Origin of the sequence: Nocardiopsis sp. FIRDI 009, assembly GCF_003386285.1 — a bacterium.
GTDB lineage: Bacteria > Actinomycetota > Actinomycetes > Streptosporangiales > Streptosporangiaceae > Nocardiopsis.
Map to the genome: position 1 here is coordinate 1 of NZ_QPNC01000013.1, position 23,171 is coordinate 23,171.

Consider the following 23,171-nt stretch of genomic DNA (forward strand, 5'->3'; position numbering starts at 1 on the left):
GACGTCACCGTCCATCGTCGGGAACGTCACCCGCAGGTCGTCCACCCGGACGACGGGCTCGGTGGACGGGGAGGGCGCGGCGGGTTCGGGCGGAATCTGGCTCATCGGACGGCCTCTTCGTTGCTCAGGATCTAGTCGTGGATGCGGACACGGGGGTCGATGAGCGGGTACACCAGGTCCACGACCAGGTTGGCGACCACGATGAAGAACGCCCCGACCAGGGTCACGCCCAGGATCACCGGCAGGTCGCTCTGGGTGATGGCCTGGACCGCGTACCGGCCGATGCCGTTGAGGGAGAAGACCTGTTCGGTCAGAACCGCACCGCCGAGCACCAGGCCCAGGTCGAGGCCGAAGATGGTGACGATCGGGGTCAGCGTGGGCCGCAGCGCGTGCTTGAGCACCACCCTGCGTTCACTGAGCCCCTTGGCCCGGGCGGTGCGGATGTAGTCCTCGCCGAGGCTCTCCAGCATGCCCGCGCGGGTCTGGCGCGCGTACATGGCCGCGTGCAGGAACGCCAGGGTCAGCCACGGGAGGAACAGGCCGACCGCCCACGCCACCGGGTCCTGGACCAGGGGTACGTAGCGCGGGGTGGGGAACCAGTCCCACGCGTGCACGGGGAAGGCCAGCGCCAGCAGGCCGGTGAAGAAGATCGGCAGGGACACCCCGGCGAGCGCCACGCCCATGGCGATCCGGTCGAAGACACTGCCCTTCCACACGGCCGAGACCACCCCCACGGCGATCCCGCCGACCAGCCAGATGACGCCCGCGCCGATCGCCAGGGAGACGGTCACCGGAAGGCGGTGGACGATCTCGGTGAAGACCGGCTGGTAGGTCTGGAAGGAGTAACCCAGGCACGGCGCCGGACACTCGACGACGTCCCTGCCGAACTGGTACTCGGCACCGACGAAGATCCCCTTGACGAACTCCCAGAACTGGACGGCGATCGGCCGGTCCAGCCCCAGCCGTTCGATGGTCGCCTGGATCGCCTCCGGGGTGGGAGCGCGGCCGACGTACATGGTGGCCAGCTGCTCGGTGGTGCGGCCCGCCCAGCGGGGCACCACGTAGAAGATGGCGAACGTGACCATCGTGACCACGGCGAGCAACAGGAGACCGGCGCCCAGGCGGCGCAGGATGTAGGTCAGCAAGGCGCGCTCTCTCGACGGGGACTCCGGCGGCGGGGGCGGCCACGGCGTGTGCGGCCGGGGCCGTGGTGAACGCCCTCGTCGAGGGCGTGTCCACGGGATCACGCTAGCGGAACGTGTTCACTCGATCACGGATGCGCACCGTGGTCGCGTCGGCCGGAACCCGCTGACCGATTTCGGCGCACATCTCCCGCGCCGCAGAGCTTCCTGGCATACTCGACGGTCGACACCCGCCCCCCCAACCCCCTGTTCCGGGTAGAAGGCTGACGATGTGGAGCCTCTGCACCCCACCGACCCCCCGCGCATCGGCAGTTTCCGGCTGACCGCACGTCTGGGCGCCGGGGGCATGGGCCAGGTCTACCTGGCCCGTACCGCTTCGGGACGTCAGATCGTCATCAAGGTCATCCGGTCCGAGTACGCCGAAGACCCGGGTTTCCGTACCAGGTTCGCCCGCGAAGCGGACGCGGCCCGCCGGGTCGGTGGTTTCCACACGGCCCAGGTCGTGGACGCCGACCCCGAGGCGGCCGCACCGTGGATCGCCACCGCGCACATCCCCGGCCCCACACTCGGCCGGGCCGTCCGTGACGGGGGACCCATCGCCCCGCCCGCGCTGCACGTCCTGGCAGCGGGACTCACCGAGGGGCTCAAGGCCATCCACGAGTGCGATCTGGTGCACCGCGACCTCAAACCCGGCAACATCATCCTGGCCCACGACGGGCCGCGCATCATCGACTTCGGCATCGCCCGTCCGCTGGACGCCGACAGTATGACGACGCGCGGCGCGGTGTTCGGCACCCTGCCCTACATGTCGCCCGAACAGACGGACGGCTCGCGGGTGGGCCCGGCCTCGGACGTGTTCTCCCTGGGAAGCGTGCTCGCCTACGCCGCCACCGGCACCAACCCCTTCAACGGGGCCACCATGGCCGAGACTCTGCGCCGCCTCATCAGTCCCCCACCCGACCCCGGCGAACTCGACACCGAGGTCCGGGAACTGATCACCGCCTGCTGGAACCACGATCCGGCCCAGCGCCCTACCCCGGACCAGATCCTCACCCGGTTCGAGGCACACGACCTCCACGACTCCTGGCCTCCGCCGCGCGGCTCCGACACGCCCCTCCCCGAACCGGTCAGCGGCCCACCGCCGAGGCCGGTTCCCAAGGCTCCCGAGATCCTTCCCCCACCGCCGCACAGCGATCCCCCCTCCGAGGACGCCACCGAGACCGAGCGGCTCGGGACGGCGAAGCCCACTGGGGCACACGCGCCGCGGTCGGCTCGCGTCACGGAGGCCGCTCCGCGGTCCGTCCCCCGCGTCCGAACGATCCCGGGATGGAGCCCCCGACACCTGTCCCCGCCGATACGGAGGCGGGCGATCGTCGCCGCGGTGATCACCGCGGTGGTCCTGGTCGGCTTCGCCCTGCGGGTCTTCTCAGAGCCCACCGTGGCAGCGACTCTCACCGGCCATGACGGAAGCGTGTACACGGCGGCGTTCAGTCCGGACGGCGAAACCCTCGCCACCGGCGGCATCGACGACACCGTCCGGCTCTGGGACACCGGCACCGGAGACAACACCGCCACCCTTACCGAGCACCGGTCAGCCGTGTGGTCCGTCGCCTTCAGCCCGGACGGCGAAACCCTCGCCACCGGAAGCGCCGACGAGACCGTCCGGCTCTGGGACACCGCCACCGGAGACAACACCGCCACGCTCGGAGGGCACGACGGCAGTGTGCGGTCGGTGGCGTTCGGTCCCGACGGCACCCTGGCCACCGGCGGCGGTGACCGAACGGTACGGCTCTGGGACACCGCCACCGGGGAGAACACCACCACCCTCGAACTGGACAGCGCGGTCTACTCAGTGGCGTTCAGCCCCGACGGCGCCCTGCTCGCCGCCGGGAGCTGGGACGGAACGGTACGGCTCTGGGACACCGGCACCGGAGACAACACCGCCACCCTCACCGAGCACCGGTCAGCCGTGCGGTCGATCGCCTTCAGCCCGGACGGCGAAACCCTCGCCACCGGGAGCTGGGACCGGACCGTACGGCTCTGGGACACCGAGGTCGGCCCGGGCCCGGGCCCGGGCACCGACGAGAGCCTGGCGACCTTGGACCACGAAAACGGCGTGTACTTCGTCGCCTTCGGACCTGAGGACGGCACGCTCGCCGTCGGTGGCCGCAGCGGCACCGCACACCTGTGGGACACCGAGATCACTGACACCGTCGCCACCCTGACCGGCCAGGAGTCAGCCGTGTGGTCCCTGGCGTTCAGCCCGGACGGAGGCACGCTCGCCACCGCAGATTCCGGCGGAACCGTCGTGCTCTGGGACGTCGGTTGAGGCCCCGGAACCCGAACCTCCGTCCCGGGACCGCATCCTGGCCCGCCCCGAGGTGTGAGCGGGGTCCAGAGGGGCATGCGAGAGGTGAGGGGGTTCCTGTCAGGCGACTGACCAGGGATGGAGGAGGTGACCGACGTGGAGTGCTACGACTGTGCCCGTGAGGGGCCGACCGCCTCCGCCGTCGCGGTGTGTATGAGGTGCGGGGCCGGGGTGTGCATCGAGCACGCGCACGAGACCCCGGTGGAGGTCCGCCGGGCCGCGAACCCGGGGCAGAGCGAGCTGCCCGATCCGGCCCGCCACATCACCTGCCCGGTCTGCTACCACGCCGAGGGGCTCGACCACGGAGGCTGAACCGGCGGGGTTTCCCGCCACGGAACGAGGTCGCCGCTCCACCCGGGCCACGTGTTCACGGACGAGGTGGGGCCGGTACGGCGCCGGGACGGCGACCTCTGCGGGGAGCGGCTCCGTTCAGCCCGCCAGGCGCTCGCGCCACCACGCCACCGTCTCCTTCAGCGTGTCCTCCAGCGGGGTCGGGGTCACACCGAACGTGTCCTGGAAGTCGGTGGAGTCGGCTACGAACGGCCGGATGAACTGGTAGCGGACCTCCTCCAGCTCACGCAGCGTCGGGGAGAACAGACCGAGCGCCCGCACCAGCCAGCCCGGCAGGACGTCCACCCTCGCCCCGTCCAGGCCCGCGATCCTCCCGACCTCCTCGGCGATCCGGCGTGCGCTGACCGGCGGGTTGGAGGGGGCGTGCCAGGCGCGCCCGAACGAGCGTTCGTCGGTGGCCGCCACGGCCAGGGCCTCGACCACGTCATGGACATAGGTCCACGTGTGCGGTTGGTCCGCGTCGTAGACGAAGTTGGCCGCCCTGCCCTGAAGCAGGCGGGCGACGAACCGCTCGCCGAAGTACGTCTGGTCCACGCACCCCGGACCGTAGAAGTCCCCGGCTCTGACCTCGGTCACGCGAACCCGACCCGCCTCGTGCGCCGCGAGCGCGTCCCGCCACATCCGCGCCCGCGTCGCGGCTTTGGCGCTGGGCGGGTCCAGCGGGTCGGACTCGCGCATCGGACGGGTCGGCGGCGCGTAGACGTAGAGGTTGCCGAGCAGGACGTAGTCCGCACCGGTGTCCTCGGCGGCACCCAGCAGGGAGGCGGCCAGGGGCGGCCAGTGCGTGGGCCAGCGGTGGTAGGGCGGGTTCGCGCAGTTGTACAGGACGTCGGCCCCACGGACGAGCTCGGTCAGACGCCTGCGGTCGGAGGCGTCGGCCGCGACCCTCTCGACCTCGCCGGGGCCTCGCCCGGAACGGCTGATGAGGGTGACCTCGTTCCCCCTGCGGTGCAGCGCACTGGCCAGAGGGGATCCGATCTGCCCCGCTCCGACGACGACGTGACGCGCCATAGGTGTGTCCTCCCACTACTAAGAGATCAGTGCTCTTTTCCAAGAGCGATGCTCTCGCTTTTGGCACACCAAGTCAAGAGCACCGCTCTTGAATGTGATCGCCGCTCTGCTAAGCTGCGCCCCATGAAGGCAAGCCAGACCGCCCGAGAACGTGCCCGCGCCGAACTGACCGACGAGATCACCCGGACCGCGCGCCGCCATCTGGCCACCGCTGGCGCCGCCGGACTCTCCCTGCGCGCCGTCGCCCGCGACCTCGGCATGGCCTCCTCCGCCGTCTACCGCTACTTCCCCGCCAAGGACGACCTGCTGACCACGCTGATCATCGACGGTTACAACGCGCTCGGCCGCGTGGTGGAGGAGGCCGACGCCACCCGCGACACCTCCGACTTCCCCGGGCGGTGGCGGTCCTCGTGCCACGCGGTGCGCGACTGGGCGCTCGCCCACCCGCACGAGTACGCACTGCTCTTCGGCTCCCCCGTGCCCGGATACCGAGCCCCGGGGGACACCGTCGGCCCCGCCGTCCGCGACACCGCCGTGCTCGCCCGGATCACCGAGGACGCCCACCGGGCGGGCGCGTTGCGCACGGCGGACCGGGCGCTCCCCCAGGCCGGAGCGCTGGGCCTGTCCCCGATCGTCCGCGAGCTGTTCGGTGACTGCCCGGAGGAGGTCGTGGCCCGTGCGCTGTCCGTTTGGACGGGCCTGTACGGCTGGGTCGGCTTCGAGGTCTTCGGCCAGCTCGACGCGGTGATGGAGGACCGGGAGGCCGCCTTCCGCCAACACGTGGCGCACCTCGGCGACATGCTGGGGCTCGTCGAACGGAACGGGGTGCGCTGACCCCCGCCATGCGCGACTCCAGGCACCCCGACGCCCTCCACCGGGTCTTCGAGGACCGCGAGTGGCGCGCGTTCGTCACGGCCGTCGACGCCTGACACACCGCCCACGGCCACTCTTCGATCGGGGGTTGACCAGGCCAAAGAGCTGTTGTGTCACAGGTCAGGGAGGTCCCCCAGAACCCGCGAACCCCCCGAAGAGCCCCACAACCGCCGCAGGATGGCCGCCGCTCTGTTCGAGGCAGGCGAGCGCTCCCGGGCCGCGATCGCTCGGATGCTCGGCGTCTCCCGCCAAGCCGTCCACACGTGGCACCACGCCTGGAAGCAGGGCGGCGCTGACGCACCGGCACCCAAGCCCCACGGCGCCGACACCGTGCTCACCTCCGGCCAGGAGCGCGAACTCGTCCGCCTGATCGTCCAGGGTCCGGGTGCCCACCCGATCCCCGCGCCGGTAGCGGCGGCGGCCGGGGTGCCGCACGGAGCCAAACACCCGGTCCTTGCGGGGTGGGGTACCCGGCGGGCGGCGTTTTCGCAGTCCCGGCACGCGCCACGCCGGTACCCGTGATCCGGCGGGAACGCGTCCACCGGTTTCTCTTCGCGGCACCGGGTGCACGTCTCGGTGTCGTCGCGGCCATCGAGCAGGCCACCCGAGTACGGGAGCGCGCGGGACATCGGCCTTCCCCCGTCCCCGGTGGCGTTGCTGCGCGACCTGCCGGTCCCTTGTCCCGGGGCGGGCCGGTAGCACCCTGCTTCTGCCCCATAGTCGCCCCACAAGGGGGATGAGGGGCGCTACCGGCCCGCGCTTTACCAGGTTTTCCTGCTGTTCTCTATTCCCTGGTCGTTCCGAGGGACATGTAGTCGTACATCGAGTAGCCCGCGTGGTAGTACACGTTGGTCAGGTTCGGCGGCCGGTACAGCACCGTCCGCTCGAACACCACCGGCAGGATCGCGGCCTGCTCCATCGCCCGCTCGTCGATCTGCCTGTAGATCTCGGCGCGCTCGGCGGGGTCCTCGATCGTGACGACCTCGTCGAACCACTCGTTGATCTGCGGGTCGTCCAGCTCGGAGATGTTGGCGTTGCCCGCGTCCCGGATGGCGTCCCCGTCCAGGATCTTGCTCATGAACCCGTACCCGCTGGCCCAGTCCGGCGCCCAGCCGTAGACGGTCAGGCCCAGGTCGTTGGCGTGCACGAAGTCCGGCGACCCCGCCTGGGTGTTGGTGTAGGTGTCCGACGGGTACTGCTTGATCTCCGCGTCGATCCCCACCCGCGCCAGCGACTGCTGCAACGCCTCGGCGGTGCTCACGTCCGAGGGCCGGTCGGCGCGGGCGCCGATGGCGGTCGAGAAGCCGTCGGGGTGGCCGCACTCCTCCAGTTTCTGCCGCGCCATGTCCAGGTCGCCCTTGTTGTCCTCGGACGGGTAGAGGTCCATCTCGGGATCGGCCCCCGGCAGGGCGGCGGGCATGATCTGGGTGGCGATGTCGCCGCCGGTGTCCCCGCCCCAGGCGCGTTGCAGGGAGTCGCGGTCGGCGGCGTAGAGCACCGCCTGGCGGCAGGCCAGGTTGTTCAGGGGCTCGACCACGGTGTTGACGTTGACGTAGCGCAGCGTGTTGGTCTGCGGGTTGTCGAGGTTGGGGCGCTCGTTCTCGTCCGTGATCAGCGTGCCCTTCATCGCGGGCCCGACCCCGGTTCCGGCCAGGTCCACGTCGAGCTCGCCGTTGACCAGGCGCTGGTCGATCTCGTTCTGGTCGACGCCGATGCGCACCTCGATCCGGTCGGGCAGGGCCCGGCGGGTCGGGTCGGTGGAGGCGTCCCACTCCTCGTTGCGGACCAGGTTGAGGGACACCCCCGGACGGTAGTCGCCGTCGAACTTGTAGGGGCCCGAGGAGATGACGTGGCTCTGGTACTGCTCACCGCGGTCGGCGTCCGGCGGGACGGGCGCCGTCTGCGGCTGGATGAGCACGTACGGGAACTCCGAGAAGCTCTTGTTGAGGTGGAAGACGAGGGTGTGGTCGTCGGGGGTCTCGATCCCGTCGAAGCCCTCCAGCGGGTCTCCGTCACTCGCGTACGGCCCCTCGTAGTCCTCGCTGTCGGCCAGCAGGCTCTGGAAGTACTTGGGGCCGTTGGGCAGGGCCTGGGCGCCGAAGTTGCTGCGCGCGATCGCGTACTTGATGTCGCGGGCGGTGATCTCCGTGCCGTCCTCGTACCTGAGGCCCTGTTTGATGCGCACGGTCCACTCGGTGGCGTCCTCGTTGGGCTCGGGCATCGCCTCGGCCAGGTCGGGCTGGAGTTCGGTGCCCTCCTCCCCCGGCGCCTCGGTGTAGGTGAGCAGCGTGCGCGCGTAGTAGCGGGAGAAGTTCCAGCTGAACGCGTAGTAGGTGTTGCCCGGGTCGGGCGAGTCGAAGTCGGAGGAGATGGCGTAGCGCAGGGTGCCGCCGGTGGCGTCCGAGGGGTTGACGATGCTGGTCTCGCCCGCGTTGAACTCGGCGCCGGACAGCTCGCCCCCGCCGCCGCCTCCGTCGCCGCCGCAGGCGGCCAGCAGCAGGGCCGCCGCGGTCGCGACGGCCGTGGGCGCGAGTGCCCGTCGACGGCGCCTCGGGTGCTGCGCCGGGGTTCTTGTGTGGTGGGTGGTCACCTTGCCTCCTGGTCGGTTGTCTGTCGGGCTCGTCGGGAGCACGGCCCGGGGTCGGGGACGTGGGGGTGCCGGGTCCGAGGACCCGTCAGTCGGAGGAACGGGGGTCGAAGGCGTCGCGCAGGCCGTCGCCGAACAGGTTGAAGGCCAGGACGGTGATGAAGATGGCCAGGCCCGGCACGATGACGAAGTGCGGTGAGGTGGTGTAGAAGCGCAGCGCGTTGTCGAGCATGCCGCCCCAGGTGGGGGTGGGCGGGTTGATGCCGACGCCGAGGAAGCTCAGGGCGGCCTCGAAGAGGATGTTGGTGGGGATGAGCAGGGTGGAGTAGACGAGGATGGGGGTGACGAGGTTGGGCAGGATCTCGCGGAAGACGATGTGGGCGCTGCCCGCCCCCAGGCTCCGGGACGCCTCCACGAACTCCCGTTCCTTCAGGGTGAGGGTCTGGCCGCGGACGATACGGCCGATGTAGGGCCAGTTGAAGAACCCGATGATGAACACCAGGACGCCGATGCGCAGGTCGTTCCCGGTCAGCCCGAAGGCGCCGTCGGGGATGACGCCGACCAGGGCGATGGCGAACAGCAGCAGGGGGAAGGCCAGGAAGATGTCCATGGCCCGGCTGATGACGGTGTCCACCCAGCCGCCGAAGTACCCGGCGGTGACGCCGAGGACGGTGCCGATGAGCACGCACAGCGCGGTCGCCACCGTGGCGACGAGCAGTGAGGTCCGCGCCCCGTAGACGATGCGGCTGAACAGGTCGCGGCCGTTGACGGGCTCGACGCCGAGCAGGTGGTCGGGACCGATGCCGCCCCACGGGTCGAGGCCGAGCTCGGGGTGTTCGGGGTCGAGCAGGACACCGCCGGTGAGGGGGTCGACCAGGCTCTGGTTGAACTGGTTGGGCGGGTATCCGAACCAGGCGGTGAGCAGGGGGGCGAGGAGGGCGACGAGGATGAGCACGACCACGGTGATCCCGCCCGCCATCCCGGCCTTGTCCTCGCGGAAGCGCCGCCAGGCGATCTGGCGCAGCGATCTGCTCGCCGTGTCGGTCCCCCGGGCGACGACTTCCTCGGGTTCGGCGTGCTGGGACGACTCCGGCGCGTCCAACGGCGCGGCCATGCCCACCTGACTCTCTGTGTGTAGTCGACTGGCTACGCACAGCCTGCCCGAGGCGCGCGCGGGTTTTCCAGCGACCGCGCCGAGGGGAGTGTCGCGGTGGAGGTCGGCGCGGCCCGGGTGTCGTGGTGGAGAGCGCCTTCGAGCCGCCACCTTTACGATGTAGATTCATTCAGATCGGCCGGGAGCGCGCACGGGGAGCGGGTCGCGCTCCGCGGGGAGCGGCGGAGCGCGACCGTGGAAGGCCGGTTCGTCAGCGGATCACGCGTCCGGGTCCGCCCGCCCGTCGACCAGGCGCAGGGTCGTCCCCGCCCAGCGGCGGCGCAGCCACCGGTCGTGCGAGGCCACGACCACGGCGCCGGGCGCCGACCCCAGCGCCTCCTCCAGTTCCTCGGCCAGCGCCAGCGACAGGTGGTTGGTCGGCTCGTCCAACAACAGGGCGTCCGGGGCGCGCCCGACCAGCAGGGCGAGCGCCAACCGCCGCCGCTGACCCACGCTCAGCTCCCCCACCGGCCGGTCCTGGTCGCGCGGGGCGACCAGCCCCAGCTCGTCCAGGCTCGGTGCGTCGGACCTGGCCCCGTGCCGTTCCTCGTACAGGGATCGCGGCGTGCGCGTCGGATCGGGGAAGACCACGTCCTGCTCCAGGAGGGCCACCGACGCGCCGCGCCGCCACTCGACCCGGCCCGACTCCGGCCGCAGCCGCCCCGCCAGCGTGTACAGCAGCGTGGACTTGCCCGCCCCGTTGGGTCCGGTGACCAGGAGCCGACCGGTATCGGGCAGGTCGAGCCGCTCCAGGCGCAGGCGGCCCGGAACCACCAGGTCGCGGACCCGGAGCGCGGTACCGCCCCGCGCACCGGGGTTCCGGGTCAGGGCCCCGGCGAAGCGCAGCGGACGCGGCGGCCGGCGCACCTGGTCGCGCTCCAGAGCCTCCAGGCGGTTGCGGGCGTCGCGGACACGGCGCGAGACCTGCCGGTCCACCCGGCCGCCCCTGTAGTCGTAGGCCATCTTCGCGTTGTCCGTGGGGCCGCGCCCGTGCGAGACCCGGCGCGCGGTGGTGCGCACCGCCTCCCGCAGGTGCTTGAGCTCGTCCTGCTCCCACCGGTGGCGCTGCTCCCAGCGCTCCCGCTCCAGACGCTTCTCGCGCAGGTAGAAGGAGTAGGCGCCGCCGTAGCTGACGGGACCGGCCACCGCCGGGTCCAGGTCCGTCAGACCCGTGCACACGGCGTCCAGGAACACGCGGTCGTGGCTGGCCAGCACGACCAGACCGGGCAGGGCGCGCAGGTACCCCTCCAGGAACTCCAGCGCCCGGTCGTCCAGATGGTTGGTCGGCTCGTCCAGCAGCAGCGCGCCGGGGCGGCGGATCAGCAGGGCCGCCAACCCCAGTCGACCGCGCTGACCGCCGGACATCCGGCCGACGGGACGGTCCGGGGCGATCCCGGCCAGGCCCAGTCCCGCCGTGACCACCTCCGCCCGCCGGTCGGCGTCCCACACCTGGAGGCGCTCCGCCTCGGTGAGGAGTTCACCGTACTCGCGCAGGGCCCGGTCGTCCGCGGGGTCGGCGTCCAGCGCTGCGGCGCCGGCGGCCAGGCGGCGCTCGACCGCGCGAACGGGTTCGAGGGCCTCGGCGACCACCTCGGCCAGGGTCGTGTCGGGCCCGTGCGGCAGCTCCTGGTGCAGGAAACCGGTGTCGGCCGGGCGTGACACCGTCCCGGCGTCGGGCTCCTCCACCCCGCCGAGCAGGCGCAGCAGGGTCGACTTGCCGACGCCGTTCTCCCCCACCAGGCCGAGCCGCTGGCCGGGGGCCGCGTCGAGGCACACGCCGTCGAGGACGACGCGCGTCCCGTAGGACTTGGCGAGGTCGCGTGCGGTGAGCACGGCCGAGCCGCGCGGGGGCGCGGGGGTGTTGGCGTCGAAGGTCATGGGACCACCCTTCGTCGAGGGGTGGGCCTCGATGCGCGCGGCGACGCCCGGGGACGGCCGCGAGGGACGACGGAGGTCGTCGACATCGAGACCGCACCACGGCTGCGGGGAACACGGGTGCGCCGGGCGGGGTCCGGCTCCAGCCCCGGAAGGGGCGAGCCCCGCGCGCCCGGCGGTCGGTCTCGATGTCAGTTACGCATGTCGGGGGCAACCTACCCGAGGGCGGCCGGGAGGAGCAAGGGGTTTTCCCGCCGCCGGGAACGGCTCCCCCGTCGGTCGGTCACCTCTCCCGCAGGGCGCCGTCCTCCACCACCACGCCCGCCTGCGGTCCGCCCTCACCGCACCCCGGGCCGTTGGGCTCCAGCATCTCGGGGGTGACGGTGACCGTGTCGGTGAGGAGCTCCTCCCCGTCCTCGCCCAGGAGCGCGAGCCGTACCTCCACGGGCTCGGCCGGAAGACCCTCGACGAACGCGAAACCGTGCCTTCCCCCGGTGGGAACGGACCGCGCGCCGCACGTCCCGTCCTCGCACCCCTCGTCGACGCTCTCGGTCGACTCCGACAGCTCGACCTCGGAGCTGCGGCACCGCCCGTCCCAGCACACCTCCACCTCGGCGGACCGTACCCCCGCCGCGTCCGGGGGAGCGACCTCCAGGGCCACCCCCACCGGGACGCCGATCTCCGTGCAGGCCCGTCCCCCGCCGAGCGCCGACGCGCAGCCCGCGACCGCACCGGCCATGAGCAGCGTCCCGACCAGTCGAATTCCGGTGCGCACCCGCTCCCCTCCCCGGATCTCCTCGAACCCGAGCGTACCGGTGCCGCCCCGGCGGACGACGCGCCGGGGCGGCACCGGACCCCTAGCGGCCGCGCAGCTCCCGGTACCGCCGCACCAGGGCGGCCGTGGCGGCGTCCAGACCGGGGACCTCGGCGCCCTCGGTCAGGGCGGGCTCGACCCGCCTGGCCAGCACCTTGCCCAACTCGACCCCCCACTGGTCGAAGGAGTTGACGTTCCACACCGCGCCCTGCACGAACACCTTGTGCTCGTAGAGGGCGACCAGCTGGCCGAGCACCGACGGACTCAGCCGGTCGGCCAGGATCGTGGTCGTGGGGTGGTTGCCCGCGAACGTGCGGTGCGGGACCAGGTCGGCGGGCACCCCCTCGGCGGCGACCTCCTCGGCGGTCCGGCCGAAGGCCAGCGCCTGCCCCTGGGCGAACAGGTTGGCCATGAGCAGGTCGTGCTGGGGGACCAGCGCGTCGGGCAGACCGGGGGCGGGGTTGGCGAAACCGATGAGGTCGGCCGGCACGAACCGGGTGCCCTGGTGCAGGAGCTGGAAGTAGGCGTGCTGTCCGTTGGTGCCGGGGGTGCCCCACACGATCGGCCCGGTCTGCCAGGCGACGGGCCGACCGTCGCGCTGGACCGACTTGCCGTTGGACTCCATGTCCAGCTGCTGGAGGTAGGCGGGGAACTTCGACATGTGGTGGCTGTAGGGCAGCACCGCGTGGCTGTGGGCGTCGAAGAAGGCCCCGTACCACACGCCCAGCAGACCGAGCAGGAAGGGCAGGTTGCGGGCGGCTGGCGCGGTCGCGAAGTGCTCGTCCATGAGGTGGAATCCGGCGAGCATCTCACGGAAGGCGTCCGGCCCCAGGGCCACCATCAGGGACAGGCCGATCGCCGAGTCGTAGGAGTAGCGGCCGCCGACCCAGTCCCAGAACTCGAACATGTTGGCGGTGTCGATACCGAACCCGGCCACCGCCTCGGCGTTGGTGGAGACCGCGACGAAGTGCTTGGCGACCGCGTCGCTGTCGACGTCCACGCCCAGCCCGTCGGCCAGCCAGGCGCGCGCGGCGGTGGCGTTGGTGATCGTCTCGACGGTGGTGAAGGTCTTGGAGGCGACAATGAACAGCGTGCGGGCGGGGTCGGCGTCGACGAGCGCCTCGTGCAGGTCGGTGCCGTCCACGTTGGAGACGAAGCGGAACTCCAGTCCGCGGTCGGTGTAGGGGCGCAGCGCCTCGTAGGCCATGGCCGGCCCCAGGTCGGAGCCGCCGATGCCGATGTTGACGACGCGCCGGACGCTCTGGCCGGTGTGGCCGAGCCAGTTCCGCGAGCGCACGCGCTCGGCGAAGGCGGCCATCCGGTCCAGGACGCGGTGGACGTCGGGGACGACGTCGTGGCCGTCGGTCTCGATGACCGCCTGGCGGGGCGCGCGCAGGGCGGTGTGCAGGACGGCTCGGTCCTCGGTGAGGTTGATGTGGTCCCCGCGCAGCATGGCGTCGCGCGACTCGGCCACGCCGGTGGCGTCGGCGAGGGCGGTGAGCAGGCGCAGGGTCTCGTCGGTCACGAGGTTGCGGGAGTAGTCGACGTGCAGGTCGCCGACGTCCAGCGCGAACCGCTCCGCTCGGGCGGGATCGTCGGCGAACAGGTCGCGCAGGTGGGTGTCGCCGAACCGGGTACGGTGCTCGCCCAGGGCGGCCCACTCCCCCCGCCGGTCCAGCGGGGTGTCGGGGCGGGCCCGCTCCCCGGTGTCCACCGCGCCGTGGGGGGTCGTACTGCCAGGCATCCGGTCGCTCCTCGTCGTCCGTGTGATCCTTGGACCGCCACGCCGTGTTCGGTCGGCGTGCCGGGCCGCGCGTGCGGCGCCTCCTAGCCTTTCACGGCCGCGCCCGCGCCCCGACGGACGCCGTCACCACGGATCTCCGCCGGGCCACGACTGGAATCCCCCGCTCCGACCAGGCATGATCGAGATAGAGGGAGCGAGCGCGAGGGGGCCGCCGGTGACGGAGCAACCCGAAGACTTCACGGTGGACGGTTCAGCCGACATCGACGACGTGGACGCCGTCATGGACGTGGGCGCGGCCGACCAGGACAGTGCCGTGGCCGAGTTCCTGCTCGACCACCCCTACGGGCACCGCATCGAGGAGATCGAGGACCACGACGTCCTGGGCATCGACGCTGAGGTCCGGCAGGAGATCCCCGACCCCGCGCTGGCGGCCGACGACGACCGCCCGGTCGCGTCCCGGCGGGAGGAGCTGTCCCGGCTGCTCAAGGCCGAGGAGTTCGCCGAGAGGGTGCGCCGGAGCCAGGAGTGAGCCGGACCCCGGATGCGCTCCGGGTCCGCGCCGCGGCGGCCCCGAACCCCGGGAACGGCGGAACCACGGGGTCGTCCTCCCCCGGAACGGGCGTGCCGTGGCCGGACGCACCGCCCTACCCGTTCGGACGCCAGGTGGCCAGAAGCCGGTCCAGGGGGTCGGGTGTGTCGGTCTCCTGCTGGGCGAACGGCGCCTGGTAGCGCGCTCCGAGGGCGCGCGGCGCGGCGGGCCGGGGTGTGGTCGCCGGGGCGGGGCGGACGGCGGGCCCGGGCTCGGCGGCCTCGTCCTTGGGGGCCAGGGGAGCCTGGTAGCGGGCCCCCTGGGGCTTCGGTCGGCGCCTGCGGCGGATCCAGCGGGGGCGGTCGGGCGGTCCGGGCCGCTCGTCGGGGCCGGACTCGGCGCGTTCCCCGGTCGGGGTGAACCGCACCGGCAGGGCCTGCAGCCCGTGCACGGCCAGGGATCCGCGCCAGGCCAGCTCGGCGGGGTCGACGGCCAGCGCCATACCGCGCAGCCGGTCCACGACCGTGTCGATGGCCGTGCGCACGAACTCCCGGGCGAAACCGGTGGCCGGGCACCGGTGCGCCCCCGCACCCCAGGACAGGTGGGAGCGGTTGCCCGCCATGGCCATGGCGTCGTCCCCGCCGCGGGTCACCGAGGGGTCGCCGTGCGCGGAGGCGAACCCGAACAGCAGCGGTTCCCCCTGGCGGATGCGGGCCCCGGCGAAGCGGATGTCCATGGTGGAGTAGCGCCCGGCGAGCACGCTGATCGGCGAGTCGGTCCACATGACGTAGTCGATGAAGTCCTCGGGGGTGAGGGTGCCGCCCAGGTAGGCGGTCCACACGGCGGGGTCCTCCAACAGCTTGAGCAGGGCGTTGCCGATGAGGTGGGTGGTGGGCTCGTGCCCGGTCTCCCACAGCAGGGAGAGCGCCTCGACCGCCTCGTCGTCGGTGAGGCGGTGGGGGTGTCCCAGCAGGTGGGAGGCGAGGTCGTCGCCCGGATCGGCGCGTTTGCGAAAGACCAGGCCGGTGAAGTAGGCGCGGATGGCCAGCGACGCCGGTTCGGCGCGGGCGGGGTCGCCGCTCCACAGGCGGGCGGTGAGGTCGGCGAGCAGGTTTCCGTAGGCGTCGGGGAGGCCGAAGAGTTCGTTGAGCACGAGGGCGGGCAGCGGGGCCGCGAACCGGCCGATGAGGTCGGTGCGGCCGTCGGCGGCGACCGCGGCGAGCAGGCGCACGGAGGCGCGTTCCACGACGGGGACGAGTTGGGGTGTGCCCACCCGGGCGAGCGCGTCGACGATGGGGGTGCGCAGCCGCTGGTGCTCCTCGCCGTCGTGGGTGAGCGCGCCGGTGCGCGCGGGTGCGACGCCGGAGGCGCTCCAGGGCCGGGGGTCGGCGGAGAAGTAGGTCTGGTCGCGCAGGACCTGGAGGTTCTCCTTGTAGCCGAGGAGGAGCCAGCCGGGCACGCCGGGGCTGATCTCGACCGGGGCGAGGCCGCCGTAGTGGTTCCGGAGCCGGTCCCAGGGCAGGTCCGTCGCGGCGGGGCCGTGCAGGGCCAGCGCCCCCGCCCCTCCGATCGGGCAGCGGGCCTCCTCCGCCCGGCCGCCCGGGGTGTCGTCGCGGCCAGCGGATCCGGTTCCCTGGTGCATGGAGACTCCTCGGTGGCTGTGGATGCCCCGCGACGCTACGCCGCGATTGTTTCCGGCGTGATTCCGGGACGAAAGCTCCGGCTTTCCGCGGGGAACATCGGCCCTCAAGTCGGACTCCGGCGGGTGGCGTCGGCGTGTCCGGCGCCGGTGTCTTTCGGTCGCGTTTCGCGTGTGTCACGGACCGGTGGGGAGCACGGGCCGAAGCGCGGCGGAGGCCCGGGGCCGACACGGCTCGGGCGCCGGCAGGGTGCAGCACGACGAGGCAAGCCGCGAGCGAGGAACGAGCGGCAGGCACAGCCGAGGAGGAAGCACCCTGCCTTCGGGGCGCCCGAGCACCGGCCGAAGCGCGGCGGAGGCCCGGGGCCGACACGGTTAGGATGGCCCGTCGGCTCCACCACCACCTCGACCTGGGAGGACCACCGTGGGCAAGAAGAACCGCGGACGGCGGCGCGCCTCGGCCCCCCGGACCGACGCCTGGGCCGGTCCCGCGCCCGCGGACTCGGCCGCCGACGTGGTGGCGGGGGCCGTGGACGCGCTGGTCCTGGGTGACGACGGCGGGGGTGTGGACCTGGCCGCGGCGCGTCTGGCCGACGTCGAGGATCCGGCGTGGGCGAAGACGGCCGGGCTGGCGGTGACGGACGCCCTGACGCGGGGGCTGGCCGGGGTGTGGGCCCGTGGCTGGCGGCCCGCCGAGACGGTGCGCCAGGTCGGGCGGGAGCTCGGCCACGTGGCCGCGGCCCTGTGCGCCGACGCGGTCGCGGCCGAGCACCGCCGCCACCCTCCGGCCGCGGTGGACCCCCGGTGGAGCGCTCAGGTGCGGGATCTGGGGGCGGCCCCGGAGTGGGGCGAGGGGTACCTCGCGTACGCGGGGGGCGAGCACGGCCTGTTGCGGTTCGAGGTCGTCGAACTGGCGTTGCGGGTGTTGGCCGCGTTGCGGGTGCTGCCTCCCGTGCAGACGCTGGGACCGCCGCCGGGCGCCTTCCGGTCCGGACGCCGGACCCCGGCGCGGGCACCGTCGTCGGTGGACCGCACCCGGTTGGAGAGGGTGCGGGCCCTGCTGGCCAAGGCCGAGTCGACGGAGTTCCCGCACGAGGCGGAGGCGTTGAGCGCCCGCGCCCAGGAGGTGATGGCCCGGCACAGTATCGACCGGGCGCTGCTGGAGGAGGAGCCCGGGGGGTCGGCCTCCGCGACGGCGGCCCGGCGGCTGCCGGTGGACGCCCCCTACGACGAGCACAAGGCCGTCCTGCTGCACGAGGTCGCCGAGGCCAACCGCTGCCGGGCGGTCTGGCACCGGGAGCTGGGGCTGTGCACGGTGGTGGGGTTCGACGCCGACCTGGACGCGGTCGAGTTGATGTTCACGTCGCTGCTGGTGCAGGCGGAGAGCGCGGTGCGGGCCAGCGGGGCGGCGCGTGACCGGTCGGGGCGGGCCGCGGACCGGGACTTTCGGGCGTCGTTCGTCTCGGCGTTCGCGGTGCGCGTGGGTGAGCGGCTCGCGGAGTCGGCCCGGTCGGCCGCGGCGGCCGCCGCGGCCGAGACCGGCGCCGACCTGGTGCCGTTGTTCGCCGCCCGGGAGCGCGAGGTGGCGGCCGCGGTCGAGGAGGCGTTCGGGGAGCTGACCCACACGCGGGTGCGCGGCCCCCACAGCGAGGAGGGCTGGGTCGAGGGGCGGGCGGCGGCCGACGCCGCGTCCCTGGGCGGGCGCCGCCCGGTCCGGGGGCGCTGAGGCTCCTGCCGGGGGTCCGGCCGGACGGCGGTGACGGACGCGCTGCCGCGCAACGCTGAGGTTTCCCCCGGGGGCCGGTCTGGCGGGACGGGCGCCGTGCGGGCGTCCGCGGCGGTTGACGGCCTCGGGAGCGGAGGGCGGCCGGGCCGGTCTAGGAGACCCGGTTGGCGGTGACGACCAGGTCCCACCGGTCCTCGGGGTCGTCGCCCTGGGCGTGGATGACGCCGGAGACCGTGTGGTCGAACGTGAAGTGGTCGAACGCGGCGGGCCGGTGCGGGCCCTCGTAGGCGGCGGCGTGGGCACCCGGTCTGAGGAAGTGGTCGATGAGGTAGGCCATCCACACGTCGGCCTCGTGGAACTTCTCCATCCCGTCCCAGTGGATCCGGGTGCCGTCCTCGGAGGGGGTCCATCCGCACCACAGGGACGGCTGCCCCTCGGGGGGAGTGCTGTACCGGCGGATGTCGGGGTCCTCGCCCTGTCCCATGAAGCCGCTGCCCTCGACGTGGTAGGGGCCGCGCTCGCGGTCCATGCGCCGGGTCCGGTTGAACTTCCTGAGGTAGGCGACCTCGTGGGGGTTGAGCGGCGGGGTGACGGTGACGTGTCCGGTGAACACGGTGCTGTAGCCCATGGACTCCTCCCTACCAACCGGTGCCGACATCGCCGGCCGGTCCGCAGGGCGCCGAGCCGTCCCCGGCCTCCGGCGCGGGAAAACCGGTGGCCCGGGGGCACGGCGTCCCGGTACAACGGGGCGCATGCTGCACAAGTATCCGCGGACCCGGCACATCCGGGGGTCGCGTCTGCAACCGGGTGACGACGACCTGTCGGCCACGCCCTTCCGTGACCTGGCGGGGCGGTACCTGGTCGTCGAGGAGAAGCTCGACGGCGCCAACGCGGGGATCGGTTTCGACGCCGGGGGACGACTGCGGTTGCAGAGCCGGGGCCACTTCCTGACCGGCGGACCGCGTGAGCGGCAGTTCGCGCCGTTCAAGGCCTGGGCGGCGACGGTCGCGCACCGGTTGTGGCCCCGCCTGGGCGACCGGTACGTGCTCTACGGCGAATGGCTGTACGCCAAGCACACCGTGTTCTACGACGCGCTGCCGCACTTCTTCTGCGAGTTCGACGTCCTGGACACGCGGGAGGGGGTCTTCCTGTCGACGCCGCGCCGCCGGGAGCTGCTGGCGGGCGCGCCGGTGGTGTCGGTCCCGGTCCTGTACTCGGGTCCGCTGTCCGAGCTGTCCGAACTGACCCGTCTGGTGGGGCCCTCCACGTGCCGGACCCCGCGGTGGCGGTCGGCGCTGGCCGCCGCGGCGCGCGCCGCGGGGGCCGACCCCGGGCGCGCCCTGGCCGAGAGCGACGGCTCCGACCTGATGGAGGGGCTCTACGTCAAGGTCGAGGAGGGGGACCGCACCGTCGACCGGTACAAGTGGGTGCGCTCGGAGTTCGCCACCGCCGTGCTGGACTCGGGGACGCACTGGCTGGACCGTCCGCTGATCGCCAACCGCCTGGCCGACCCGGAGGTGCTCCATGCGACCGTTCGATGAGCTGTGCCCGGCGCCCCCGGCCTGGTCGCTGGACTGGGCGGCGGTGCGGGAGGCTCTGCCGTGGGTGCGGGAGATGGCGGGTGTGGAGCAGGACCCGGTCCACCACGCCGAGGGCGACGTGGAGACGCACACGCGGATGGCGTGCGAGGCCCTGGCGGAGCTGCCCGAGTGGCGGGCGCGCCCGGCGCCCGAGCGGGTCCGGCTGTTCGCTGCCGTGCTCCTGCACGACGTCGGCAAGGCGGCGCGCACCCGGCGGGACGCCGACGGCCGGGTCACCGCCCACGGGCACTCGCGCGCGGGTGAGCTCATCACGCGCCGTCTGCTGTGGGAGGGCGGAGCCACGGTGGACTGGCGCGAGCACGTCGCCGGGCTGGTCCGCCACCACCAGGTGCCGTTCTGGGCCCTGGAGCGCCCCGACCTGCGCGCGATCGCCTTCCGGGTGAGCCTGGTCGCGCGCAACGACGACCTGGCGCTGCTGGCCACCGCCGACATCCTGGGGCGTCGCTGCGGTGACGGCGCCGAGGTGCTGGACAACATCGCCCTGTACCGCGAGTACTGCGCCGAGCAGCGGTGCCTGGACCGCCCCCGCGACTTCCCCTCCGACCACGCGCGGTTCTGGTTCTTCCGCAAGCCGGACCGGGATCCGGACTACGCGGCCCACGACGACACCCGGTCGACGGTGACGGTCATGTCCGGGCTGCCCGGTGCGGGCAAGGACACGTGGATCGGCGCCCACCGGGCGGGCCTGCCGGTGGTGGGTCTGGACGCGCTGCGCGCGGAGATGGGCGTACGGCCCACCGACCCGCAGCGGCGGGTGGCCGCCGCCGCGCACGAGCTGGCCCGGGAGCACCTGCGGGCGGGGCGGTCGCTGGTGTGGAACGCGACCAACCTGTCGCGTGACGTCCGCGACCGGTGCGTCGGCCTGGCCGCCGCGTACCGGGCCAGGGTCGAGATCGTGTCCCTGGAGGCGCCGCCGGGGGTCCTGCGCGCCCGGTTGGACCGGCGCGCCCGCCCGGTCCCCGCCGCGGTGGTGGAGCGCCTGGTCCGCCGGTGGGAGTACCCCGACGCCACCGAGGCGCACCGGGTCACGGCGGTCGCCTGGTCACAGCGGTGAGCGGGCACGGGGGGTGCGGCCGTGACCGGTGGGGGCCGGGGCGGGCGGCGGCGACCGGGCGGTCAGGTCGGCTCCGGGGCGCTTTGGGCCATCAGCCAGCGGCGGACCGCGATCTCCAGCAGGACGTGGGGGCGGCCGCTGTCCTCGACGACGTCCTCGATGTCCCAGTCGTAACGGTCGCGGAAGGCGGCCACGACGTCGGCGGGGAAGCCGTCGGTGTGCGTCGTGGCGGTGCCCTCGGCGACGACGGGCGCGTCGCCGTCCTCCAGCGCCAGCGACACCCGGGGGTCGGCGGCGAGGTTGCGCGCCTTGACCGTGCCCGGGCCGGTGCTGACCCACCAGCGGTCCCGGACGTGGGCGAACCAGACCGGGGTCAGGTGCGGTGAGCCGTTCGGGCGCGAGGTGCACATCCAGGCGTTGCGGGCCGAGCGCAGGCGGTCGGTGAGGTGGTCGGGGGCGGGGACGGACGGGTGGGCGGTCACGGGGCTCCCTCGGTCGTGGTCGGACGGAGGGTAAGTCTGTTACCTCAACCGCGGTTGAGGTCAATTCCGTTGCGGCGGCCCCGTGGCGGGAGGGCGTACGCCCCGGTCACCGGAGCGCCCACCGGGCCGGGACCCGGCGGTGCCGTTTCGCCCGATGGCCACGTACGGCCCCCCTTTCCCGCTACGATGAGCGCAGCCCACCCGCACCGTCAGTCACCCACCGAACACGGCGCAGGGGCGGCGGGACCACCGACGACCCCAGGGGCGCCCGCGCCGACCACCACGGCCGTCCCCACGGGCTCCGACGTCCAGGTTCCCGACGGTTGCGAGAACGATGTCCGACACGTGTGCGCGCACCGGTGGACGCCCGGCCCCCGCCCCCCGCCCCCGACCGGCGCCGAGCGCGTGGGACGACCACCGCTGGCGGCGCCGCTTCGGTCTGCTGTGGACGGGCGGGGCGCTGTCCGCCCTGGGTTCGATGACCCTCACCCTGTCCGTCCCGCTGCTCGCCCTGCACCAGAGCGGCTCCCCGGCCCTGGCCGGGTGGATCGCCGCCGCCGGGATGGTGCCGCGCACCCTGTTGTACGTGCCGGTCGGGGTCGTGGTCGACCGCCACGACCCCCGCTCCGTCATGGTCGCCAGCCAGTGCGCGCGCCTGGTGTGCGTGGCGCTGCTGGTCGGCCCGGTCCTGGTCCTGGACGCGCCGGTGGCCCTGCTGGCCGCCGCGGCCACCGTCCACGGCGTGTGCGCCGCCCTGCACGCGACCGCCGCGTCGGCCGCCGTGCCGCTGCTGGTCCCCCGCGACCGGCTGCCGACCGCCGCGGCCCGCAACGAGGCCCGCACCCACGCCACCCAGATGACCGGCCGTCCGCTCGGCGGCGCGCTGTTCGGTCTGGGCCACGGGCTGCCCGCCGTGTTCGACGCGGTGGTCTCGGCGGTGGGGCTGTGCCTGGTGGCGCGCCTGCCCCGGTTGCGCGCCGCCCCCGGGGCGGAGGCCGTCCGGCGGAAGGACGCGGCCGCCCGGGAGGGCACCGCACCGGAGCGTCGGGCGGGCGCCCTGTGCCGGGAGACGGCGGCGGGCTTCGCCCACCTGCGCCACGACCGGTTCCTTCTGCTGGCCACGGCGGTGTGCGCGGCGACCAACGCCCTGTTCCAGACGGTGTGGCTGGTCATCGTCGTCCTGGCCACCGACCGGGGGCTCTCCGCCCTCCTGCTCGGGACGGTGCTCGCCGCGACCGGGGCCGGAGGGCTGCTCGGCTCCCTCACCGCCACGGCCCTCGTCCGGCGTCTGCACCACGCCACCGTGGTCGTCCTGTGCCTGTGGGCGTGGGCCGCGGTCACCGCGCCCCTGGCCCTGGTCGGGCGGGCGGACACCGGCTGGCTGGTGGCCGCCCTCCCCCTGGCCTGGGGCGGGATCGGGTTCGTCGGCGCGCACATGAACGTCGCCGTGACCACCTACCACACCACGCGCGTGCCGTCCGAGCTCCTGGGACGGGTCACCGGCACCGTCCGCCTCGTCACCGGCGCGGCGCTCCCCCTCGGTGTGCTGTGCGGGGGCCACCTCATGGCGGCGGTGGGCGTGCGCGCCACCGCCGCGGCGGTCACCGCGCCGCTCCTGCTGGGCGCCCTGGTCCTCACCCTGGTCCGGGCCGTCGGCTGGGGTCGGTGCGCGCCGCGCCCCTCTCCCCCACCGGGAACAGCGACTCCCCCACCCTCCGCAGGGCCGTGTCCAGCGCCTTCTGGATCCGCAGGGCGTCACCGACCTGACCCGTCCGTGTCTGGACGTGGTTGAAGGCCCGGTCGGTGGCCTCGCGCAGCTCGTCGACCGGGCCGCGCCGTCCCTCGGGGAGAACGCCCCGCAGGCGCTCGACCGCCACGACCGCGTCCAGGCTGTCGGCGCGGGCCTGCCGCAGCAGGTCGGCCAGCTCCTCGTCACCGGGCCGGGGCGGGCCCTCGGCGCGGATGTGCGTGACCACCCGGACCGACATGCCGAGGCGGAGCACCGCCCTGCGCGCGTCGTCGAACCGCGACCGCAGCTCCTGGTCGCGGCGGCGCTCCCGGTCGAACAGGTGTCGTGTCCGCTCCACCTCCAGGGCGTGTTCGGCCCGCCAGCGCTCCGTGCGCGCGGCCCGGTGGGCGGCCAACGCTGTGGCGCCGAGTGTGCTCAGGGCCGTGACGGCTCCGGTGATGAGCGCGACCAGCACGGTGGAGTCCATCGGGTC

Annotated in this window: 20 protein-coding genes; 10 read left to right on the forward strand and 10 right to left on the reverse strand. The window is 73.5% G+C overall.

Translation table 11 applies throughout. The features are described from left to right. Positions 1-131: 131 nt before the first annotated feature. Entirely contained in the window at positions 132-1,145 is a 1,014-nt protein-coding gene (locus tag DVR05_RS10960; RefSeq protein WP_116245752.1) for an ABC transporter permease, read from the reverse strand. 268 nt (positions 1,146-1,413) lie between these two features. Here DVR05_RS10960 and DVR05_RS10965 point away from each other — a divergent pair, with 268 nt between their 5' ends. Both DVR05_RS10965 and DVR05_RS10970 read left to right on the forward strand, forming a co-directional pair. Further along, positions 1,414-3,471 (forward strand): WD40 repeat domain-containing serine/threonine protein kinase, encoded by a 2,058-nt coding sequence (locus DVR05_RS10965; RefSeq protein ID WP_116245753.1) that lies wholly within the window; start codon positions 1,414-1,416, stop codon positions 3,469-3,471. Positions 3,472-3,597: 126 nt separating this feature from the next. Then, a complete protein-coding gene (locus tag DVR05_RS10970) occupies positions 3,598-3,822 on the forward strand; it encodes a DUF2180 family protein (RefSeq protein ID WP_198659134.1) in 225 nt (74 codons plus the stop codon). A 117-nt stretch (positions 3,823-3,939) separates the two neighbouring features. Here the strand turns inward: DVR05_RS10970 and DVR05_RS10975 are convergent, their stop codons facing one another. After that, a complete protein-coding gene (locus DVR05_RS10975; protein WP_116245754.1) occupies positions 3,940-4,872 on the reverse strand; it encodes an NAD-dependent epimerase/dehydratase family protein in 933 nt (310 codons plus the stop codon). Between the two features lie 123 nt (positions 4,873-4,995). On the opposite strand from DVR05_RS10975, the gene DVR05_RS10980 reads away from it, so the two are divergent. The 3 genes from DVR05_RS10980 to DVR05_RS10990 all read left to right on the forward strand — a co-directional run bounded on the left by DVR05_RS10980 (position 4,996) and on the right by DVR05_RS10990 (position 6,267). Continuing rightward, positions 4,996-5,706: a TetR/AcrR family transcriptional regulator gene (locus tag DVR05_RS10980; protein ID WP_116245755.1), complete on the forward strand. Its 711-nt coding sequence runs from the start codon at positions 4,996-4,998 to the stop codon at positions 5,704-5,706. An 8-nt stretch (positions 5,707-5,714) separates the two neighbouring features. After that, a complete protein-coding gene (locus tag DVR05_RS10985; RefSeq protein WP_116245756.1) occupies positions 5,715-5,801 on the forward strand; it encodes a DUF397 domain-containing protein in 87 nt (28 codons plus the stop codon). Positions 5,802-5,922: 121 nt separating this feature from the next. Beyond that, on the forward strand, positions 5,923-6,267 hold the full coding sequence (locus tag DVR05_RS10990; protein ID WP_116245757.1) for a helix-turn-helix domain-containing protein: 345 nt from the start codon (positions 5,923-5,925) through the stop codon (positions 6,265-6,267). Between the two features lie 262 nt (positions 6,268-6,529). Here DVR05_RS10990 and DVR05_RS10995 read toward each other — a convergent pair whose 3' ends face one another. The 5 genes from DVR05_RS10995 to pgi all read right to left on the reverse strand — a co-directional run bounded on the left by DVR05_RS10995 (position 6,530) and on the right by pgi (position 13,918). Next, the gene (locus tag DVR05_RS10995; protein ID WP_116245758.1) at positions 6,530-8,335 is read right to left on the reverse strand and encodes an ABC transporter substrate-binding protein; all 1,806 of its coding nucleotides are present in this window, start codon (positions 8,333-8,335) and stop codon (positions 6,530-6,532) included. Between the two features lie 85 nt (positions 8,336-8,420). After that, complete coding sequence (locus DVR05_RS11000) at positions 8,421-9,446, reverse strand: ABC transporter permease (protein ID WP_116245759.1); 1,026 nt, start codon at positions 9,444-9,446, stop codon at positions 8,421-8,423. Between the two features lie 258 nt (positions 9,447-9,704). Beyond that, the gene (locus DVR05_RS11005) at positions 9,705-11,363 is read right to left on the reverse strand and encodes an ABC-F family ATP-binding cassette domain-containing protein (protein WP_116245760.1); all 1,659 of its coding nucleotides are present in this window, start codon (positions 11,361-11,363) and stop codon (positions 9,705-9,707) included. Positions 11,364-11,643: 280 nt separating this feature from the next. Continuing rightward, positions 11,644-12,210, reverse strand: a complete 567-nt coding sequence (locus tag DVR05_RS11010) for a hypothetical protein (RefSeq protein ID WP_232832081.1) — start codon at positions 12,208-12,210, stop codon at positions 11,644-11,646. Positions 12,211-12,217: 7 nt separating this feature from the next. Continuing rightward, positions 12,218-13,918 (reverse strand): glucose-6-phosphate isomerase, encoded by a 1,701-nt coding sequence (gene pgi / locus DVR05_RS11015; protein ID WP_116245761.1) that lies wholly within the window; start codon positions 13,916-13,918, stop codon positions 12,218-12,220. A 214-nt stretch (positions 13,919-14,132) separates the two neighbouring features. Between pgi and DVR05_RS11020 the strand changes: the two genes are divergently transcribed. Beyond that, positions 14,133-14,447 (forward strand): hypothetical protein, encoded by a 315-nt coding sequence (locus tag DVR05_RS11020; protein WP_116245762.1) that lies wholly within the window; start codon positions 14,133-14,135, stop codon positions 14,445-14,447. A 115-nt stretch (positions 14,448-14,562) separates the two neighbouring features. On the opposite strand, the gene DVR05_RS11025 is transcribed toward DVR05_RS11020, so the two are convergent. After that, complete coding sequence (locus tag DVR05_RS11025) at positions 14,563-16,089, reverse strand: cytochrome P450 (RefSeq protein WP_116245763.1); 1,527 nt, start codon at positions 16,087-16,089, stop codon at positions 14,563-14,565. A gap of 421 nt (positions 16,090-16,510) precedes the next feature. Here DVR05_RS11025 and DVR05_RS11030 point away from each other — a divergent pair, with 421 nt between their 5' ends. Continuing rightward, positions 16,511-17,812 (forward strand): DUF2786 domain-containing protein, encoded by a 1,302-nt coding sequence (locus DVR05_RS11030; RefSeq protein ID WP_116245764.1) that lies wholly within the window; start codon positions 16,511-16,513, stop codon positions 17,810-17,812. A gap of 151 nt (positions 17,813-17,963) precedes the next feature. Here the strand turns inward: DVR05_RS11030 and DVR05_RS11035 are convergent, their stop codons facing one another. Then, entirely contained in the window at positions 17,964-18,440 is a 477-nt protein-coding gene (locus DVR05_RS11035; RefSeq protein ID WP_116245765.1) for a hypothetical protein, read from the reverse strand. Between the two features lie 124 nt (positions 18,441-18,564). On the opposite strand from DVR05_RS11035, the gene DVR05_RS11040 reads away from it, so the two are divergent. Then, positions 18,565-19,353 carry an RNA ligase family protein gene (locus DVR05_RS11040; protein WP_116245766.1) on the forward strand — a complete coding sequence of 263 codons (789 nt, stop codon included), beginning with the start codon at positions 18,565-18,567 and terminating at the stop codon, positions 19,351-19,353. Then, a complete protein-coding gene (locus DVR05_RS11045; protein WP_116245767.1) occupies positions 19,337-20,467 on the forward strand; it encodes an AAA family ATPase in 1,131 nt (376 codons plus the stop codon). The genes DVR05_RS11040 and DVR05_RS11045 overlap by 17 nt, the downstream gene beginning before the upstream one ends. Before the next feature lie 62 nt (positions 20,468-20,529). On the opposite strand, the gene DVR05_RS11050 is transcribed toward DVR05_RS11045, so the two are convergent. Continuing rightward, positions 20,530-20,949, reverse strand: coding sequence for a pyridoxamine 5'-phosphate oxidase family protein (locus DVR05_RS11050; protein ID WP_116245768.1), 420 nt, complete (start codon positions 20,947-20,949; stop codon positions 20,530-20,532). A 334-nt stretch (positions 20,950-21,283) separates the two neighbouring features. Between DVR05_RS11050 and DVR05_RS11055 the strand changes: the two genes are divergently transcribed. After that, positions 21,284-22,741, forward strand: a complete 1,458-nt coding sequence (locus DVR05_RS11055; protein WP_116245769.1) for an MFS transporter — start codon at positions 21,284-21,286, stop codon at positions 22,739-22,741. Positions 22,742-23,171: the final 430 nt, after the last annotated feature.